Annotated in this window: 14 protein-coding genes; 8 read left to right on the forward strand and 6 right to left on the reverse strand. The window is 63.5% G+C overall.

Annotated elements, in window-relative coordinates:
• Window positions 1-247 precede the first annotated feature (247 nt).
• The 6 genes from DK366_RS14495 to DK366_RS14520 all read left to right on the forward strand — a co-directional run bounded on the left by DK366_RS14495 (window position 248) and on the right by DK366_RS14520 (window position 8944).
• Window positions 248-1294, forward strand: coding sequence for a LacI family DNA-binding transcriptional regulator (locus tag DK366_RS14495; RefSeq protein WP_109126266.1), 1047 nt, complete (start codon window positions 248-250; stop codon window positions 1292-1294).
• Between the two features lie 31 nt (window positions 1295-1325).
• Window positions 1326-4358, forward strand: coding sequence for a TonB-dependent receptor (locus DK366_RS14500; RefSeq protein WP_232821061.1), 3033 nt, complete (start codon window positions 1326-1328; stop codon window positions 4356-4358).
• A gap of 124 nt (window positions 4359-4482) precedes the next feature.
• Window positions 4483-5940, forward strand: coding sequence for a glucoamylase family protein (locus DK366_RS14505; protein WP_109126313.1), 1458 nt, complete (start codon window positions 4483-4485; stop codon window positions 5938-5940).
• Between the two features lie 3 nt (window positions 5941-5943).
• Window positions 5944-7251 carry a sugar ABC transporter substrate-binding protein gene (locus DK366_RS14510; RefSeq protein WP_109126268.1) on the forward strand — a complete coding sequence of 436 codons (1308 nt, stop codon included), beginning with the start codon at window positions 5944-5946 and terminating at the stop codon, window positions 7249-7251.
• A complete protein-coding gene (locus tag DK366_RS14515; protein WP_109126269.1) occupies window positions 7248-8126 on the forward strand; it encodes a sugar ABC transporter permease in 879 nt (292 codons plus the stop codon). Before DK366_RS14510 ends, DK366_RS14515 begins: the two co-directional genes overlap by 4 nt.
• The gene (locus DK366_RS14520; RefSeq protein ID WP_109126270.1) at window positions 8123-8944 is read left to right on the forward strand and encodes a carbohydrate ABC transporter permease; all 822 of its coding nucleotides are present in this window, start codon (window positions 8123-8125) and stop codon (window positions 8942-8944) included. Before DK366_RS14515 ends, DK366_RS14520 begins: the two co-directional genes overlap by 4 nt.
• 8 nt (window positions 8945-8952) lie before the next feature.
• Here the strand turns inward: DK366_RS14520 and ugpC are convergent, their stop codons facing one another.
• The gene (gene ugpC, locus DK366_RS14525) at window positions 8953-10044 is read right to left on the reverse strand and encodes a sn-glycerol-3-phosphate ABC transporter ATP-binding protein UgpC (RefSeq protein WP_109126271.1); all 1092 of its coding nucleotides are present in this window, start codon (window positions 10042-10044) and stop codon (window positions 8953-8955) included.
• 149 nt (window positions 10045-10193) lie between these two features.
• On the opposite strand from ugpC, the gene DK366_RS14530 reads away from it, so the two are divergent.
• A complete protein-coding gene (locus DK366_RS14530; RefSeq protein WP_109126272.1) occupies window positions 10194-11546 on the forward strand; it encodes a GH1 family beta-glucosidase in 1353 nt (450 codons plus the stop codon).
• 458 nt (window positions 11547-12004) lie between these two features.
• Here DK366_RS14530 and thrC read toward each other — a convergent pair whose 3' ends face one another.
• The 5 genes from thrC to DK366_RS14550 form a co-directional block, all read right to left on the reverse strand.
• Window positions 12005-13336: a threonine synthase gene (gene thrC / locus DK366_RS14535; RefSeq protein WP_109126273.1), complete on the reverse strand. Its 1332-nt coding sequence runs from the start codon at window positions 13334-13336 to the stop codon at window positions 12005-12007.
• On the reverse strand, window positions 13333-14307 hold the full coding sequence (locus DK366_RS14540; RefSeq protein WP_109126274.1) for a homoserine kinase: 975 nt from the start codon (window positions 14305-14307) through the stop codon (window positions 13333-13335). Before DK366_RS14540 ends, thrC begins: the two co-directional genes overlap by 4 nt.
• Window positions 14304-15401: a homoserine dehydrogenase gene (locus tag DK366_RS14545; protein ID WP_109126275.1), complete on the reverse strand. Its 1098-nt coding sequence runs from the start codon at window positions 15399-15401 to the stop codon at window positions 14304-14306. Before DK366_RS14545 ends, DK366_RS14540 begins: the two co-directional genes overlap by 4 nt.
• 150 nt (window positions 15402-15551) lie before the next feature.
• Entirely contained in the window at window positions 15552-15704 is a 153-nt protein-coding gene (locus DK366_RS21270) for a hypothetical protein (RefSeq protein ID WP_157956553.1), read from the reverse strand.
• A 93-nt stretch (window positions 15705-15797) separates the two neighbouring features.
• Window positions 15798-16049 carry a hypothetical protein gene (locus DK366_RS14550; protein WP_109126276.1) on the reverse strand — a complete coding sequence of 84 codons (252 nt, stop codon included), beginning with the start codon at window positions 16047-16049 and terminating at the stop codon, window positions 15798-15800.
• A gap of 149 nt (window positions 16050-16198) precedes the next feature.
• Here DK366_RS14550 and DK366_RS14555 point away from each other — a divergent pair, with 149 nt between their 5' ends.
• Complete coding sequence (locus DK366_RS14555; protein ID WP_157956554.1) at window positions 16199-18529, forward strand: hypothetical protein; 2331 nt, start codon at window positions 16199-16201, stop codon at window positions 18527-18529.
• The last annotated feature ends 27 nt before the right edge of the window (window positions 18530-18556 follow it).

Here is an 18556-nt window from a genome sequence, read left to right on the forward strand (position 1 = left end):
CGTCAGCTTCACTTCGCTAACCCTTTCCCTACCGAAATTTTAGCGATCGATGTTGCACTGCCGTATGGCCTGATGCTGCGTCGACCGCTTTACCGTGCGCGGCTACGGCAAGTTCTTCCGTCGTTGGCTTTTGCGGTGCAGCGAAAAACCGCCGAAAACGTCCCTTTACAAGTTTTGATGAAAACGTTTACGTTCCGCCGCAACGCGCTGGGGGAGCGCCGCTGATTGCCGTGTCCCGGGAGCTGATGTGACCACCAAGAAGGCCACCATCAAGGATGTGGCGCGCGAGGCGAAGGTCTCGATCGCTTCGGTGTCGCGCGTGCTCAACGGACTGGGTGGCGTCACCGCGGAAACGCAGGCCGCCGTGCGCAAGGCGGCTGCCCGCCTGCATTACGTGCCCGACAGCGCCGCGCGCAGCCTCATCACCGGTCGCACCCACACCATTGGCGCCGTGCTGCCCGACCTGTATGGCGAGTTCTTCTCCGAACTCATCCGCGGCATCGATCTGGCCGCGCGCGCCAAGGGCCTGCACCTGCTCGTCTCCAGCTCGCACGACGGCGTGGAAGATGCCGCCGCGGCCGTGCGTACCATGCGTGGCCGGGTGGACGGCATGATCATCCTGTCCGAGTTCGTCGACGGCGACTTCCTCGATCACAACCTGCCGTCGGATTTGCCCGCGGTGTTGCTGGACAGCCCGGTCGACAACCCGCGCTATCCGTCGATCAACATGGACAACGTCGCCGGTGCACAGGCGATGGTGAAGCATCTTCTCGATACCGGCCACGCATCGGTGGCCTTCATCAACGGTCCCGCCGGCAACTACGACGCACAGCAGCGCGAGAAAGGCTATCGCGCGGCGATGGGCCAGCTCGCGCCCAAGGCGAAGCTCAACATCGTGGCCGGCGACTTCAGCGAAGAATCGGGCTATCGCGCCGGTCGCGAACTGCTGGCCCAGGCCAAGCGTCCGCGCGCCGTGTTCGCCGCCAACGACATGATGGCGGTGGGTTGCCTGTACGCCTTCAAGGAAGCCGGCATTCGCGTGCCCGAAGACATCGCGATCGCCGGTTTCGACGACATCCTCATCGCACGGTACGTCTCGCCTTCGCTCAGTACCGTGAGCGTCAGCATTGCGGATTTGGGCAAGAGCGCGCTGCTCCTGCTCACCGAGCTCATGGAAGGCAAGGGCCACGCCGGCTCCAACACCCGCACCTTGCGTTGCGACGTTGTCGTACGCGAATCGTGCGGTGCACATCAGACCAACGTTGCAACGAAACATCCTCCGGCGCTCGTCTGAGCGGCGGCCTTTTGTGGGAGGGGAGATCCAGATGACTAATCAAACTCAGAAAAGTAAACGTTTACTTGCCGCTGCCATCGCTGTTGCCATGGCTTCCACCGCACCGGCCATCAGCTGGGCGCAGAGCTCTGACGCGACCATTCGCGGCCAGGCTCCCGCCGACACCGACGTGGTCGCCAAGAACACCGCGACCGGTGCTTCCCGTCGTACGCACTCGGACAAGAGCGGCAGCTACGCGCTGGTCGGCCTGACGCCAGGCACCTACCAGGTGGATGCCGGCCCGGGCACCGAGCGCACGGTCACCGTGACCGTGGCCTCCACGTTCCAGTTGAACCTCGCCGCCCCCGCCGCGGCAGGCGCGGCAACGTCGGCCAGCGCCGCCAATGCCCAGAACCTGGGCGGGGTCACCGTCAACGCCACCACGCTGCAGGAAGTGAAGACGTCCGAAGTGGGCCAGCTGGTGTCGCTGCGCCAGATCGAGACCACGCCGGCTGCCTCGCGCAACTTCCTCGAGTTCGCCGATACCGTGCCGGGCATGGTGTTCACGCGCGATGCCAACGGCAACACCAGCCTGCGCTCCGGTGCACAGGCCAGCTCCAACATCAACGTCTACATCGACGGCGTGGGCCAGAAGAACTACGTGCTGCCCGGCGGCGTCACTGGCCAGAACAACAGCCAGGGCAATCCGTTCCCGCAGCTGGCGGTGGCCGAGTACAAGGTCATCACGTCCAACTACAAGGCCGAATACGACCAGCTGTCCAGTGCGGCGGTCACGGCCGAAACCAAGTCGGGCACCAACGAATTCCACGGTGACGTGTTCGGTAGCTTCACCAACACCGCCATGCGTGCGGAAACGCCGGCCGAACAGGCTGACGGCAAGAAAGTGCCTTCCAAGGAGAAGGACTACGGTTTCGACATCGGCGGCCCGATCCTGAAGGATCAGGCGCACTTCTACCTCGCCTATGAAGGCAAGGAATTCGACAGCCCGATCACCGTGTCGCCGACCGGCGATTCCACCCTGTGGGCCAACCTGCCGCAGAGTGCGAAGGACGGCATCGGCCCTGCCGCGTTGCCGTTCAAGGAAAACAACTGGTTCGGCAAGGTGGACTGGGAGCCGACGGACCGCGACCGCATCGAAGTGAGCGGCAAGTACCGCGACGAAACCGCCATCAGCGGCATCGGCGGCGCCAGCACGGCGAACTCGGCGCTCGATACGCGCAACACCGACAAGCGCTTCGACATCCGCTGGGATCACAGCACCGACAGCTGGTTCAACCGCCTGCAGGCCACCTACGAGGACGCGGTCTACAACCCCACGCCCATCACCACGGGCTACGGCGCGGCCTACACGGCTTACAACGACCAGAACCAGACCATCCTGACGGATGGCTCCTCGCCGCTGTCGTACCAGAACAAGGGCCAGAAGGGTCCGGCCATCTCCGACGACTTCACCCTCAACGACGTGCAGTGGCACGGTGACCACGTCATCAAGATGGGCGTGAAGTTCAAGTCGGTGAAGCTGACCGCGCAGGACGCGGGCGACACCAACGCGCTGTACACCTACGCCGTGGGTCCGGATGGCACCGAGTCCATTCCGTACAAGGTGCAGTTCGGTTCCCCGGTGCCGGGCGAGAGTCCGGTGGCGACCAGCCGCGACAAGCAGTTCGGCACCTACATCCAGGACGACTGGCAGGTGGACGACCACTGGACCTTCAACCTGGGCGTGCGTTGGGACTACGAAAAGACGCCGTCGTACCTCGACTACGTCACGCCGGCCGACGTCGTGTCCGCACTCTACTCGCAGGACCCGAACGCACCCGCGGGCCAGACCTACGCACAGACGCTCGCCAAGGGCGGCGTGAACATCAACGACTACATCTCCACCGGCAACAACCGCAAGGCGAAGAAGAACGAAATCCAGCCGCGCCTGGGCTTCTCCAACGACCTGTTCGGCGACGAAGAGCACGTCATCTTCGGTGGCTGGGGCCGTTCGTACGATCGCAACCTGTACGAATCGCTGCAGGTCGAGCAGACCAAGTCGGTGCTGTCGCAGCCCACGCTGAACTTCAACACGCCGCTGGTGCCGTGCGCGCTCGGCCCGTCGTGCCTGGACTGGAACCCGGCGTACCTGAACATCGCTGCGTTGCAGGCACTCGTCGCAGGCACCACCGCCGGCAAGGAAGTGGACCTGGTCAACAACAACCTGAAGGCGCCGTATTCCGATCAGATGAGCATCGGCATGCGCAACAAGATCGGTGACTGGAATACCAGCGTCAGCTTCGTGAACATCAAGAGTCACGACGGCATCGTGTACACGCTGGGCAACCGCTATCCGGACGGCAGCTTCTGGCAGAACGGCAGCCAGCCGTGGAGCTACGGCATCCCGGGCTTCGGCAGCCTGATCATCGGCAACAGCGGCCTGAAGACCAAGACCAACCAGTTCCTGATCTCCGCCGAGAAGCCCTATACGGTGGATTCGCACTGGAGCGCATCGTTCGCGTACACCTACACGAACGCCGTGCAGAACAACGACAACAACGATCCGACCGACCAGTACGCGTTCGACTTCTCCAGCATCGGCGCCTACCCGTACACGGGTGCCGGCGTGGCGCGTCACCGCCTGGTCGCCACCGGCTCGCTGGATGGTCCGTGGGGTTTCGTGTTCGGCAGCAAGCTGACGTTGGCCACGCCGATCCCCGATCTCAACCTGGCGTGCTACGGCCTGCCGGCCACGGGTGAGGAAATCGGCAGCGTGAACGGTGCCGGTTGCCAGTCCGTGTCGATCCATCCGCCCGGCGAAGGCAAGTTCCTGATCGGCGGCAAGGTGTTCGGTTACCGCGACCTGGACCTGCAGGCGACGAAGAACTTCAAGATCTGGGGCAACTTCAACGGCTACGTGCGCATCGATCTGCTCAACGCGTTCAACTGGAACAACTACGCCACCTATATCGAGAGCTGGGGTTCCAACGGCGTGTTGAACAAGCGTGCCGTGATCTACAACCCCACCGGCGACATCACCGGTTACACGCGTACCCTCAAGGTCACCGCTGGTATCAATTTCTAAGTGGCACCCCCCCAAGCCATCAGGACGATGGCATTTCATGAGGCCCGCATTTTGCGGGCCTCTCTTTGAGAGCATCATCGGCACCTGCGTGGAGGTATCGGTCATGCGTCAGGACAAACGAATCATGAGCAAGCGACTTCTGCGCGCCGTCCTGTTCGGCGCACTCACCCTCGCCGTCGGCACGGTCACGGCGGCACCCACGGCCAGTGACGCACCCAGCCTGAAGTACGGCGCATTGCCACAGGACCAGCGCGCCGCCATCGACGAGCTGGAGCAACGCACTTTCCAGTGGTTCTGGGACAGCGCCGATCCAAAGACCGGCCTGGTGCCCGATCATTGGCCGGGCGACTCGTTCGCCAGCATTGCCTCGGTGGGCTTCGCACTCACCGCCTATGGCGTGGGCGTGGAACGAGGCTACGTGACGCGCGAGCAGGCGGTGGATCGCACGCTGGCCACCTTGCGTTTCTTCAACGACGCCGCGCAGAACGACAGCGAAGACGACGCCACCGGCTATCACGGCTTCTTCTATCACTTCCTCGACATGAAGACCGGCAAGCGCTACGGCCGCGGCGTGGAACTGTCGAGCGTGGATACCACGCTGCTGCTTGGTGGCGTGCTGTTCGCGCAGACCTATTTCGACAAGCACGACGCGAAGGAAAAGCAGATCCGCGACCTGGCCGACACCATCTATCGGCGCGTCGAATGGACCTGGATGCAGCCCAAGGCGCCGCTGATCAGCATGGGCTGGACACCGGGCGGCAAGTTCATTCCGGCGAACTGGAAGGGTTACGACGAAGGCATGCTGGTGTACGTGCTGGCGATGGGCTCGCCCACGCACCCGGTGAGCGACGATGCGTGGCAGGCATGGGCCAGCACGTATCCCAAGCAGTGGGGCGAGTTCCAGGGACGCACGTTCCTCAACTTCGCACCCATGTTCGGCCACCAGTACAGCGAGTCGTGGATCGATTTCCGCGGCATCCGTGATCAATGGAGCCGCGACCACGACATGGACTACTTCGAGAACAGTCGCCAGGCGACCTACGCGCAGCGCAGCTACGCCATCGCCAACCCCAACCATTGGGAGGACTACGGCGAGAACATCTGGGGCCTCACCGCATGCAATGGCCCGGGCGACGCCGTGGTGAAGCGCGACGATGGCAGCACGCGTGCATTCTACGGTTACACCGCGCGTGGCGCAGGCCTGGATTACATCTCCGATGACGGTACCATCGCGCCGACAGCCGCTGGCGGTTCCATCGCGTTTGCGCCGGAAATCGTGGTACCGGCGTTGCTGGAGATGAAGAAGCGCTACGGTGACGCGGTGTATGGCAAGTACGGTTTCGTCGATGCCTTCAACCCGAGCTACGACACCGGCACAACGCCGAAGGAAGGTCGTGTAGTGCCAAACATGGGCTGGGCCGACGACAAGCAGATTGGCATTGACCAGGGCCCCATCGTGCTGATGATCGAGAACTGGCGCAGCGGTTTCGTATGGAACGTGATGCGCAAGAACCCGTACGTCCGCAAGGGCCTGGAGCGCGCCGGCTTCACCGGCGGCTGGCTGGATCACAAGAAGTCGTAATCGATGCCTGAACCATCCCGCCCCGGCAGCACCGTGACGAACCGGACAGTGCGCTGTCTGCGGGTTCTCGCTGTGCTGTTGCTGGCGGGTTGCTCATCGTCGAACGATTCGCGCACGCTGACCTTCTGGACCATCGGCCGCGAAGGTGAGGCCGTGGTGAAGCTGCTGCCTGAGTTCGAGCGCGAGCACCCGGACATCCACGTCAAGGTGCAGCAGATGCCGTTGAGCGCAGCGCACCAGAAATTGCTCACGGCATTCGCGGGCGATTCCACGCCGGACCTCAGCCAGCTCGGCAACACGTGGCTACCCGAGTTCGTGGCGTTGCGCGCCATCGACCCGCTGCAGCGGCGGGTCGATGCATCAACCATCGTGAAGCCGGACGACTACTTCGCGCACATCTGGTCCACCAACCTGGTGGATGGCGAGCTGTATGGCATCCCGTGGTACGTGGACACGCGCTTGCTGTTCTATCGACGCGACCTGCTGAAGGCCGCCGGGTTCGACACGCCACCACAGGACTGGGCGCAATGGCGGCAGATGCTGGCGGCGTTGAGCCACCCGGATCGCGGCATCTACGGCATCCTGCTGCCGACCAACGAGTACGAACAGCTGATGTCGCTGGCGCTCCAGCAGCCCGAGTCCATGCTTCGCGACGGCGGACGCTACGGCAACTTCCGCAGCGAAGGGTTCAAGCGTGCGTTGGCGTTCTACGTGGATACGTTCCACCAGCGCCAGGCGCCGGCCATAACGGCGGTGGAAGCCGGTAACCCGTGGGAAGAATTCGGGCGCGGGGTTTACGCGTTCTACTTCTCCGGGCCGTGGAATATTGGCGAGTTTCGACAGCGATTGCCTGCCGACGAGGGCGAATGGGCGACGGCGCCGCTGCCTGGCCCCGACAGTGCCGGCGTCGGTGCAGCCGGTGGATCGAGCCTCGTGGTGTTTCGCCATTCAAAGCACAAGGACGACGCTTGGGCCCTGATCGAATACCTCTCGCGGCCCGACGTGCAGCAACGCTTCTACGATCTGCTGGGCGACATGCCGGCACGCCGCAGCGCGTGGGATGGCGGCAGCCTGCGTACCGATCCGAAAGTGCAGGCGTTCCGGGAACAGCTGGAACATGTCAGGGCCACGCCATCCGTGCCCGAGTGGGAACAGATCGTCAACGAGATGCAGCTGGTGGCGGCACAGGCTGTCGCGGGTGAACTGACGGTGGATCAGGCCGCCGAGGAAATGGATCGCCGCGCCGATCGCATCCTGGAGAAGCGCCGCTGGATACTCGATCATCCGCGCGCCGCGAAGGCCGCACCATGAACCGCCAGCACGCGGCATGGTGGTTCCTGACACCGGCGCTGCTGGTGCTCGGCATCTTCTTCCTGTTGCCGGTGATCGCGGCATTGGGCCTCAGCCTGACCGATTACGACCTGTACGCGCTGGCGGATATTCGCCACCTGCGTTTCGTCGCACTGGGCAACTATTGGGACCTGCTGCACCAGCGCAAATTCTGGTCGGCGCTGGGCCATACGTTCTACTTCGTGCTCGTGGGCGTGCCGCTGTCGATCGCGGTGTCGCTGTGCGCGGCGCTGCTGCTCAATTCACCGCTTGTCCGTTTCAAGACGTTCTTCCGCACCGCACTGTTCGCGCCGGTGGTTACCACCGTGGTCGCCGTCGCGGTGGTATGGCGCTACATCTTCAACACCAAGTACGGGTGGTTGAACTACGTGCTCGGCCTGGTGGGGATTCACCCAGTGGACTGGCTGGGTGATCCTCACTGGGCCATGCCCTCGATCATCCTGTTCGCGGTGTGGAAGAACTTTGGCTACAACATGATCATCTTCCTGGCCGGCTTGCAGGCCATTCCACGCGACCTGTATGAAGCCGCGCGCATCGATGGCGCCTCGGCATGGCAGCAGTTCCGGCACATCACGCTGCCCATGCTCGGGCCTACCTTGCTGATGGTCGCCATCCTCACCGTGTCGGGCTATTTCCAATTGTTCGCCGAGCCCTACGTGATGACGGAAGGCGGTCCGCTGCAAAGCACCACCAGCGTGCTCTACCTGATGTACAACGAAGGCTTCAAATGGTGGAACTTCGGCAGTGCATCCGCGGTGGCGTTCCTGCTGTTCGTGATCATGTTCGTGGTCACCGCGCTCATGTTGCGCATCGGGCGTCGGGGTGAGGCGGCATGAGTCCTCGCATGGCAAAGGCACTTGTCCATGGCCTGCTGATCGGCGGCGCACTGGTCGCGATCTTTCCGTTGCTGTGGATGCTGGCGGTGTCGTTCATGCGGCCGGGCGAGGCAGGCAGCCTTCCGCCGCCGCTGTGGCCTGCGCATCCCACATGGAATAACTACGAAGTGTTGTTCCTGCGCGCGGGCGTTGGCCACTACCTGTTCAACAGCTTTGCGATAGCCACGGCCATCACCGTGTTGTCGCTCGCGTTCAACCTGATGGCGGGCTATGCCTTTGCCAAGCTGCGCTTCGCCGGGCGCGAACGTCTTTTCCAGCTCATGCTGGGCATGCTGGTGATTCCCGCGCAGGTCGCCATGATGCCGCTGTTCCTGATGCTCAAGTACCTGCATCTGGTGAACAGCTACGCCGCCGTGATCATGCCCGCCATGGCCACGGCATTCGGTGTGTTTCTCGTGCGCCAGTACGCGCGTGGCATTCCCGACGAACTGCTGGAGGCGGCGCGCATCGACGGCGCCAGCGAATGGCGCATTTTCGCCCGCATCGTGTTGCCCTTGCTCAAGCCCATCATGGTGACGCTGGCCATCTTCACGTTCCTCACCGCGTGGAACGACTTCATGTGGCCGCTGATCGCCCTGACCGGGCAGGAGCACTACACGCTGCCGCTGGGGCTTGCCTCGCTGGCGCGCGAACACGCGCAGGACAGCGAGTTGATGATGGCCGGTTCCGTGGTCACCGTGGTTCCCGTGCTGGCGCTGTTCCTCGCCATGCAGCGCTACTACATCGAAGGGTTGCTGATGGGCAGCGTGAAAGGCTGATGCGCAGCTCAGGCCAGTCGTATGCCGGAGGTCGGATCAAACATATGCAGTCGATCGAGCGCCAACGCGAAGTGCATCACGCTGCCCGCGTCGGGCAGGGCAGCGGGCGGTACGCGCGACACCAGTGTCTGTCCGTTGCGGCGAAGGTTGAGGAACATTTCGTTGCCCACCGGCTCGACAACCTCAAGCGTGGCGCTCAGCATGGCGTTTGCTTCATCGCACGGGCGAAGGTCTTCCGGGCGAACGCCAAGTACGATCTCGCGATCGATCCAGCCCAGCAGCTCCTGGCCCTGCATGGCGAGCGTACCCAGGCGCATCTCGCCGTGCGGTGTGTCGAGCAGCCAGCCGTCGCCGTGACGCAGATGACCACGCAGCAGGTTCATGGCCGGCGATCCCAGGAAACCCGCGACGAACAGGTTGGCGGGTTTCTCGTAGAGCCGCATGGGCGTGTCGATCTGCTGGATCTGGCCGCCGTTGAGCACCACGATGCGCTGCCCCAGCGTCATCGCTTCCACCTGGTCGTGCGTCACGTAGATCATGGTGGCACCAAGTTGCCGATGCAGTCGCGCGATCTCCACGCGCATGGACAAACGCAGCTTGGCGTCGAGATTGGACAGCGGCTCGTCGAGCAGGAATACCTTTGGTTCGCGCACCAGGGCGCGTCCAAGCGCCACGCGCTGGCGCTGGCCGCCGGAGAGCGCCGCCGGCAGCGCATCCAGTCGATGTTCCAGTTCCAGCTGCCTGGCCGCCTGGTGAATGCGCTGGTCGATCTGCGCCTTCGTCTTGCCGCGCAGGCGCAATCCGAACGCGAGGTTCTCGGCGACGGTCATGTGCGGATACAGCGCGTAGTTCTGGAACACCATCGCGATGTCGCGGTCCTTCGGCGACACGTCGTTCACCACGCGACCGTCGATGCTCAGCGTGCCGGACGAAATGGTTTCCAGGCCGGCGATCATGCGCAGCAGCGTGGTCTTGCCGCAGCCCGACGGGCCCACCAGCACGAGCAGTTCGCCATCGGCGATATCGAAGGTGGCTTCGGCCACACCGACGTGGCCATTGGGGTACACCTTGCTGACGCGATCCAGATTCACCGTGGCCATCAACGCGCTTCGCTCCGTTTCTCTGGTGGCTTCATGGCTCACCGTATCCGAATGTGTGCGCCACCGCTGCACATGCGTGGCGCGCTCGGCTATTCTCAGCATGTAATCGTTTACATCAAGCCGCACTGCGGCATAGGGGATCTTTCACAATGACGCAGAGCTATCGCTTTCCCCAAGGCTTCCATTGGGGCGCCGCGACCTCGGCCTATCAGATCGAAGGCTCTCCCCTGGCCGACGGTGCGGGTCCGAGCATCTGGGAGCGCTTCGCGCACACGCCCGGCATGATGGCCAACGGCGACACCGGCGACATCGCCTGCGATCACTACAACCGCACCAAGGGCGACGTGCAGCTGATGCGCGCGCTCGGCCTGCAGGGTTACCGCTTCAGCATTGCGTGGGCGCGCGTGTTGCCCGAGGGCACTGGCCGCATCAACCAGAAAGGCGTGGACTTCTATTCGCGCCTGGTGGACGAGCTGCTCGAGAACGGCATCGAGCCGAACGCCACGCTGTTCCATTGGGATCTTCCCACTGCACTGGATGATCGTGGCGGCTGGCTCAATCGCGACATCGCGAACTGGTTCGCCGAATACGCCGGTGAGATGTTCAAGGCGCTGGATGACCGCGTGAAGCGCTGGACCACGCTCAACGAGCCGTGGGTGGTCACCGATGGCGGTTACCTGCACGGCACGCTGGCGCCGGGTCATCGCAGCAAGTACGAAGCGCCCATCGCCGCGCACAACCTGATGCGCGCCAGCGGCGCCGGCATCCAGGCATATCGCGCGCTGGGCAAGCACGAGATCGGCGTGGTGTTCAACATCGAGCCGAAATATCCGGCGTCGAACAGTCCTGAAGACATCGCTGCCACGCGTCGTGCGCAGGCGTACATGAACGAGCAGTTCGCCGATCCCGCGCTGCTGGGCAGCTATCCGCCGGAACTGAAGGAAATCTTCGGGCCGGCGTGGCCGGATTTCCCCGAGGACGATTTCAAGCTGACCAGGCAGAAGGTGGATTTCGTCGGCTTGAACTACTACACGCGCGCCGTCGTGAAAAACGACCCCAACGCGTATCCGCTGAAAGCCGTGCCGGTGAAGCAGCCCAACACCACGCACACGGAAACCGGCTGGGAAGTGCACGAGCAAGCCTTCACCGACATGTTCACTTGGTTCAAGGACCGCTACGGCGACATTCCGCTCTACGTCACCGAGAACGGCTCCGCGTTCTACGACGCGCCCGTGGCCGAAGGCGATGTGGTGCAGGACCCGCTGCGCACCAGCTACCTTCGCAAGCACCTGAAGGCCATGCACCATGCCATCCAGCAGGGCGTGAACGTCAAGGGCTACTACGCGTGGTCGTTGATGGACAACCTGGAATGGTCGCTGGGTTTCGCGAAGCGCTTTGGCCTCTACCACGTGGATTTCGCCACGTTGAAGCGCACACCCAAGGCAACGGCGAAGTTCTACGCGAGTGTGATCGAGACGAACGGCGCCGTGCTGGACGATTGACGAAGCGAAACCTTGTGGGAGCGCACCCTGTGCGCGACTGTCATGCGATGCGCCATCCCATAGTCGCGCACAGGTGCGCTCCCACAGAAGGCGATGAGGAGCGACTGAGTCGATGGCAGTGTAGGAGCGCACTTGTGCGCGACCACGCCACGTTTTCAGGATGCGGTAACGGTGGTCGCCCACAAGTGGGCTCCTACAGGCACCGGGACTGCAATCCTTGTGGAGCTCACCCTGTGCGCGACTGCCAGACAACGAAATGCCTCGCCTGTCGCGCACAGGGTGCACTCCCACAGGAGGCGATGAGGCGCGACTGAACCGACGGCAGTGTAGGAGCGCACTTGTGCGCGACCATTCCACGTTTTCAGGATGCGGTAATGGTGGTCGCCCACAAGTGGGCTCCTACAGACACCAGGACTCCAATCCTTGTGAGTTTGCTCCCACAGAAGTTGTCGTGCCGCTCAGCCCGTCACGGTGTCGATGCTTTTCTGGTGCTGTTGAAGCCATGTCTTTAATGCAGCCTCGCTTGCGGCCATGGGCTCTGCATGGGCGGGTCGATTGAGCATGGCCTGGAGCGCTGGCGGCACATCGAGCTGCCGACCGATCAACGGCTCCACCACGCTGTCGAACTTCGCCGGATGCGCCGTGGAGACAATCGCCCACGGCAGGCCGGTCACACTCATGCTGTCGAGCAGGTGGGCCGCCGTCGCCGTATGCGGGCAGAACACTTCTCCGTGGTCGCGCGCGTGGCGCACGATGGTTTCGCGAATGGTGTCGTCATCCACGCTGGTGGCGTGCAGCTGAAGTCGCAGTTCGTGGTCGTGCGGGAAGGTCCAGCGCAGGCGCTCGAAATTGCTGGGTGCACCTACATCCATCGCGTTTGCCAGCGTGGCGATGGCCGGTCGCGGTGAATACGGCGAGCCGTCGAAATAATCACTGAGCGTGGCGTTGGCGTTGCATGCGAGGTGGATTTCACCCACCGGCAAGCCCATGTCGCGCACCCACACACACGCAAGCGCGTTGCCGAGATTGCCGGTAGGCACGATGAAGTTGAGCGGTACGCGATGGTCGCGCCACCATGCCAGCGAGGCATGCGCGTAATAGCTCATCTGCGGCAGCAGGCGTCCAAGGCTGATGCTGTTGGCCGACGACAGCGGCACGCGCTGCTGCAGTTCCGCATCGTTGAGCGCGGCCTTCACCATGCGCTGGCAGTCGTCGAAGGTGCCGGCCACGCGCAGTGCCTGCACGTTGTCGCCGAAGCATCCCAGTTGATGCGCCTGCCGGGGCGATACGCGTCCATCGGGATAAAGGATCACCACGCGAACGCCGGGCTGCCGGTGGAAGGCTGCTGCCACGGCAGCGCCGGTATCGCCCGAGGTAGCCACGAGTATGGTGAGTGGCGCTTCCGCGTCGCGACGCAAACGCCGGAAACAGGCGGCGAGGAAACGTGCACCCACGTCCTTGAACGCAGCGCTGGGCCCATGGAACAGCTCAAGTACGGATGCATCGTCGCGATACGCCAACGGGCGCAGCGGTACATCGAAATCCAGTGCTTCGCGGCAGATGGCCGGAAGTTCGCGGGCCAGCGATGACCCACGGAAGAACGGATCGAGCAGCGTCGTGGCGGTATCGGCCAGCGAACCTTCGGGATCGAAGTCGGAGGCATCCAGTTGGGGCAGTGCTTCGGGTACGTAAAGGCCCCCATCGGGTGCAAGCCCCGCGGCGATCACGTCTTCGATGCGCGCCGCGTGTCTTGCGCCACGGGTGCTGCGGTATTGCAACGGCTCACTCATGCCGTTTCCTCGTCGACCAGCGCGGCAGCCGGTCCATTGATGGGTGATACCAGCACGTCGCTGGCCAGGCCTTCTTCCGCGAAGGCAGCCGCCATGGCTGCCGCGGCGCGTTCGGCATCCGCACGATGCTCGTACCAGCCGAAGACACTGGGACCGGCGCCGGAAATGCTTGCGCCGAGCGCCGCGTGATCCAGAGCCGCCTGTTTCACGCGCGCGAATCCTGGGACCAGCGGCGCGCGCCTTGGTTCCACCAGCACGTCCTTCAGGCCTTCGCGTACCAGCTCCGCGTCGCCGCGCTGGCAGCCGGTGAGGAACAGGGCGAGGTTGGCGTGTTGCGCCACGACGTCGTGCAGGTCGAAACCCTTGGAGAGCACGGCGCGAGCCTCGCGCGTTTCGAGTACCACGTGTGGATGCACCAGTGCGCAATGCCAGTGCTCGGGCACAGACAAACGCAGCAGGCGATCGCGGGTGGACAACACCAGACCACCCAACAGCATGGGACCCAGGTTGTCGCCATGGCGGCTGCCGCTGGCCACGGCCTCACCATCCAGCGCGAAGCCGTAGAGCGCTTCGCGCGGCAGCGAACGTTCCAGCAAGGCATTCGCAGCCACCAGCGCGGCAACGCAGGAGGCAGCGGAACCGCCCATGCCGGAGCCGAGCGCGATGCCCTTGTGCAGTTCCACTTCGAATCCGTGGCGCAGCCCCAGTGCGCGGCGCAACGAAAGCAACGCGGCGCCGGCCGTATTGGCGGCGGCATCGAGCGGCAGGTTCGTCACGCATCCGTGGATCGCCGCGATGCGCACGGTGGGTTCGTCGATGCGGCGCACGATGGCGCGATCGCCGGCACCGGCCACGCTGTGGCCAAGAATGTCGAAGCCCACGGCCACGTTGCCGACGCTGGCATAAGCCATCGCTTGTGCGCTCAGCGCGCGTTGCGGTGCCATCACAGGTTCCATCAGTTGAGCATTCATCCGCGCATCTCCAGTGACTCGGCGATGCGCAACAGGTCGGCGAACACGCCCGCTGCCGTCACTTCCGGACCGGCACCGGGCCCTTGCACCAGCATCGGGTTCTCGCGATAGCGGTGGGTGGTGAACTGTACGACGTTGTCGGTGAGACGCGTGTGCGCGAAGGGGTGCGAGGACGGCAGCAGGGCCAGGCGCACGCTGGCATGGCCCTTGGCGTCCAGGCTGGCGACATGGCGCAGCACGCAGCCTTGCGTCTGCGCATTCGCCACATGGCGGGCCATGGAGGCATCGAGCAGATGCAGATGATCCATCACTTGATCGGCGGGCAGCTCGGCCAGTTCGCGCGGCACCAGGCTTTGTACGTCCACGTCGTCCAGCGAGAGCGACCAGCCCGCTTCGCGCGCCAGGATCACCAGTTTCCGGGCCACGTCCAGGCCGGAAAGGTCGTCGCGCGGATCGGGTTCGGTGTAACCCAGCGCGTGTGCTTCGCGCACCAGTGCGGAGAACGGACGGTTGCCGTCATGGCGATGGCACAGCCATGCGAGCGTGCCGGAGAACATGCCTTCCACCGCGAGCAATTCATCACCGGTGTCGAGCAGGTCACGCAGTGTCTGCACCACGGGCAGGCCGGCGCACACCGTGGCCTCGTAGCGGAAGCGGGCGCCGCCGCTGCATGCGGCGCGAATGGCGTGCAGGCGAGGCAGGGAACCGCTGCTGGCGAGTTTGTTGGGCGTGACGACGTGCATGCCGCTGGCCAGCCATTCGGCGTAACGCGAGGCTACGGCCTCACTCGCGCTGCAATCGATCACCAGCGCATGGCGGCCATCGTCGCCACGCACGTGCGCGGCAAATTCGTCGAGGTTGCTCGGACGCCAGGTTTGCGCGCTGTCATGGCGGCCATTGAGCTCGGGATCATCGGCATCCAGCCACATGCGACGGCTGGCGGCCACGCCGCACAACCGAAGGTCCAGGCCTGCACGCAGCAGTCGAGGCTGTGCGGTTCGCAGCTGGTCCAGCAGGGCGCTGCCGACACGACCGGGACCGACCAGGCCCACGGCGAGGACGCGCTGGCGCGCGGTGGTCGTCGGCAGCGCCATGGCATGTGGCGGTAGCGACGGTTGTTCGAGCGAAGGTGATGCGACAGCGTTCACGATGGCCTCTCCGGTTGGATGGCCCGTGCTCGCGGAGGGGAGTCGGAGTGTGCGCCGGCCCGCCTCATCGAGGGCGGGGCCGTTTGCGTCAGGAACTTATTCGCGCACGGTAACCCACCCCGACCCGGTGGTAATAGTGGTCGTGGTGGTGGTCATGGTGGCGATGGTCGTGGCGTCGGCGGACAGCAGCACAGCCCCGGCGTTGGCCGGGTTCAGGTACGTGCGTGCTGGCGCGATAAGCAGCGACATGGCATCGACGTTATGTCGATTGCTGCACCGCAGTCAACAGGTTCGTTTGAAACCTTTTGGACGTCCGGGGAACCTGTTTCAGGAATGTCACGCTCAGTCGCTGTCACCCGAGCGCCAGCGCGGCGGCTCACCCTTCAGCCAGCACACCAGCATGAGCAGGGCGGTAAGCAGCGCGGCATAGAGCACGAACAGGCCGTTTTCGTGGGTATGCACCAGCCACTTCATGCCGCATCCCAGCAACGCCGCATAGGCGATGAAAACCAGCACGCCCTGCCAGGTGGTGGGAAATCCCCAGCCCCAGCCGTAGCGTTTGGCGGGAAACCAGTACTTTCTTTCGCCCTGCATCGGTTGTCCTCAGTGAGGTGCTTGGAAAGGCGGCAATGGGCCTGCCGTCGGGGGGTGCGGTGGAACCAGGCCTACTGCAGGCAGGCCCACCCCTGGAGCCCTTCCATTATATTTCCTTGTCCACAGGGGTGATCCAGAAGGGCGCATAGATGCATCGTTTCCTCGCTGCTCGAGGTCAAGGACTGACTTATGGCCAGTGCTTCCTTCTGTATGTCGCGATGTTCCTTGTGGCGTTTTCACAGGCGATGACGGGCGGCAAGGTGATTTCGCCCAGCCGCCAGGAGGCATTCCTGGCGGTTCAACCGGCGGTGCAGAGCCATCGCAAGGAAAACTACAAGTTCAGCGACTTTACGCTGGTGCATGTCACGGAAAGCAAGGTTTTCCTCGAAGGACAGCGTTCGGGTTGGTTGACCACATGGACGCCCTACAACGAGCTGGGAAGACCTACCTCGCACATGTCGGACCTCAGTCCGGCTTACCTGCCCAATGCGATCATTTCGCTGCTGACCAAGGACGCGTTCACCTATGTGACGCTCATAGCGTTGCTCGCCGCGTTTCTCGCCGGCAGCTTCGCGTTTCTTCTGGCGCGGGAGTTGGCCCTTTCACCGCCCGCTGCACTGCTGGCTGCCCTGGGGCTGGGTGTTTCTCCCTCCCTGATCTACTGGGTCACCTTTCCCATGTTCGCCGCGGCCTACGGATGGACCATGGCCGCGCTGTACGGCCTTGTGCGATACGTGCGGAAGCCAGACTTGCTGTCGTGGGCCATCATCGCGTTCTCGGTCTACAGCCAGGTCATGTCGGCGTATCCGGTCATGGTGGTGTATCACGTCTACCTGGCTGCCGGCTTCCTTGTTTACCTCTATTGGCGGCTACCTGAATTTCCCCGACGTGGGCGGGACATGGTCCGCTTGTCTGCAGGACTGGCATCTGCCGCATGCGTCGGTTGCCTGGCAGCGTTTCCTGCCGTCATGGATACCTGGATAGCCACGGCGCAGTCGGCACGCATGCACCCGAGTGTTGAATTCCTCCGGGCAAATCTTCCACCCATGGCAAGTGCATGGGATTGGAGCCGCTTCGTGGCGTTCTGGACGTTTCCGCAAGTCATGGGGGACCCGATCGCAACCGATTTTTCTCCCCTGTTCAATGGGCGCAGCCTGGCGCCCTTTGTGGTGTTTCTGCTCTGCGCGGCGCCGTGGCGGCGCACATGGGGATGGTGGCTTGCCGTATTGGCCATGGTTCTGGCGGATGCATCAGCACCTGTTTTTGCCTTTGGCGCGGAATATCTGGGGCTGGGGCTTTCCCGCTCTGTCCCCAGCGTGCATGCCATCGTGCCGCTGGTGATGATCGCCGCGATCAGCATGGATGCCTTGCTTGCCCCAAAGGTGGCCTCGTCGTCGGGCGATGCGGCGGGCGGGCAACGCGCCCGGTTCATTCGGCTACTGCTGGCCACCGTTCTTTATGGACTTCTTCTGGCCAACGCGGTGGCGGTGTCCCATCATTTGAACGGCGTTGCCTCATATCGTACGACGCTTCTTTTTGCGCTCTACGCGCCCGTCATGTGGGTCGCGCTGCAACGGCGATGGATCGTGCTCTACGTCCTGGTCGTCCTGTTTCATCTGAGCGTATTCGATCGAACCGAACTGCTGGTTCAGTCGCGCAAGGCTATCGTGCAATCCTCGCCGTTGACGACCGAGTTGCAGCACCTGCTGTCGGATGGATCGCGTTACGCGGTGCTGAAATCTGCCGACGATTTCATGCCGGCAAACATGAATGCACAAATGCTCCTGCGATCCGTGCATACCTATGACAGCCTCTCGCCAGTCCGCTATCAGGAACTCATTCGACGGCTGGGTGGCGAGAGCGCCAACTACGGTCGAACGAATCGGGCGATTGATGCGGGCAGCGTGGGGTCGATGGATTTCATGCTGTCCAACATTGGTGCCCTGGTCACCAGGGAGCCGGTGAACTCACCGCTGGTCGAATGGGATGGGAGCTTCAATGGGTTATTGGTGTACAGCGTAAAGCATCGTTGGGGTTCCTTCGTGCGCGTGCCGATGAGTCGGGTCCGGCAAGAAGGCGATGCCGTGACGCTAGCTGACCCTTCGGCCATCACGCCGCAGGCGGCCTCCCTGGTTCGAGACCGCGGGGATGATGTCGAATTGGCGTTGCGCGATCACCTGGATACGCCATCCGTCCTTGTCATGAGCCAGAGCTACAACGCGCAGTGGCGCATGCAGGTTCGTGTACGTGAAACGTGGATAAGCGCAAGGCCGGTGTTGGTCAATGGCGCTTTCCAAGGCATCGTGTTGCCGCCGGAAGCCGACAGGGTGAAGGCCACGTTCCGTCCCTGGATTCGTTGGGCATGGCTTGGCCATGCCATGTTCGGTGCCATCGCCCTGCTGCTAATGCTCGTGGCACTCAGGAACACGTTCCGGCGCGGCACGCCCGTGCGGCACAATGGTCATACACTCGAGCCTTGAACCGCTTGCAAGCGATCTTTGATGGAT

This window comes from Dyella sp. C11 (assembly GCF_003121485.1).
Classification (GTDB): Bacteria; Pseudomonadota; Gammaproteobacteria; order Xanthomonadales; family Rhodanobacteraceae; genus Dyella.

Excerpts from the sequence above, each read along its gene's own strand:
- DK366_RS14500 (WP_232821061.1), top strand. The coding sequence starts at position 1,326 with ATGACTAATCAAACTCAGAAAAGTAAACGTTTACTTGCCGCTGCCATC.
- DK366_RS14545 (WP_109126275.1), bottom strand. The coding sequence starts at position 15,401 with ATGGCGCTGCCGACGACCACCGCGCGCCAGCGCGTCCTCGCCGTGGGC.
- DK366_RS14505 (WP_109126313.1), top strand. The coding sequence starts at position 4,483 with ATGAGCAAGCGACTTCTGCGCGCCGTCCTGTTCGGCGCACTCACCCTC.
- DK366_RS14515 (WP_109126269.1), top strand. The coding sequence starts at position 7,248 with ATGAACCGCCAGCACGCGGCATGGTGGTTCCTGACACCGGCGCTGCTG.
- thrC (WP_109126273.1), bottom strand. The coding sequence starts at position 13,336 with ATGAGTGAGCCGTTGCAATACCGCAGCACCCGTGGCGCAAGACACGCG.
- ugpC (WP_109126271.1), bottom strand. The coding sequence starts at position 10,044 with ATGGCCACGGTGAATCTGGATCGCGTCAGCAAGGTGTACCCCAATGGC.
- DK366_RS14520 (WP_109126270.1), top strand. The coding sequence starts at position 8,123 with ATGAGTCCTCGCATGGCAAAGGCACTTGTCCATGGCCTGCTGATCGGC.
- DK366_RS14550 (WP_109126276.1), bottom strand. The coding sequence starts at position 16,049 with ATGCAGGGCGAAAGAAAGTACTGGTTTCCCGCCAAACGCTACGGCTGG.
- DK366_RS14540 (WP_109126274.1), bottom strand. The coding sequence starts at position 14,307 with ATGAATGCTCAACTGATGGAACCTGTGATGGCACCGCAACGCGCGCTG.
- DK366_RS14555 (WP_157956554.1), top strand. The coding sequence starts at position 16,199 with ATGCATCGTTTCCTCGCTGCTCGAGGTCAAGGACTGACTTATGGCCAG.
- DK366_RS14530 (WP_109126272.1), top strand. The coding sequence starts at position 10,194 with ATGACGCAGAGCTATCGCTTTCCCCAAGGCTTCCATTGGGGCGCCGCG.
- DK366_RS21270 (WP_157956553.1), bottom strand. The coding sequence starts at position 15,704 with ATGTCGCTGCTTATCGCGCCAGCACGCACGTACCTGAACCCGGCCAAC.
- DK366_RS14510 (WP_109126268.1), top strand. The coding sequence starts at position 5,944 with ATGCCTGAACCATCCCGCCCCGGCAGCACCGTGACGAACCGGACAGTG.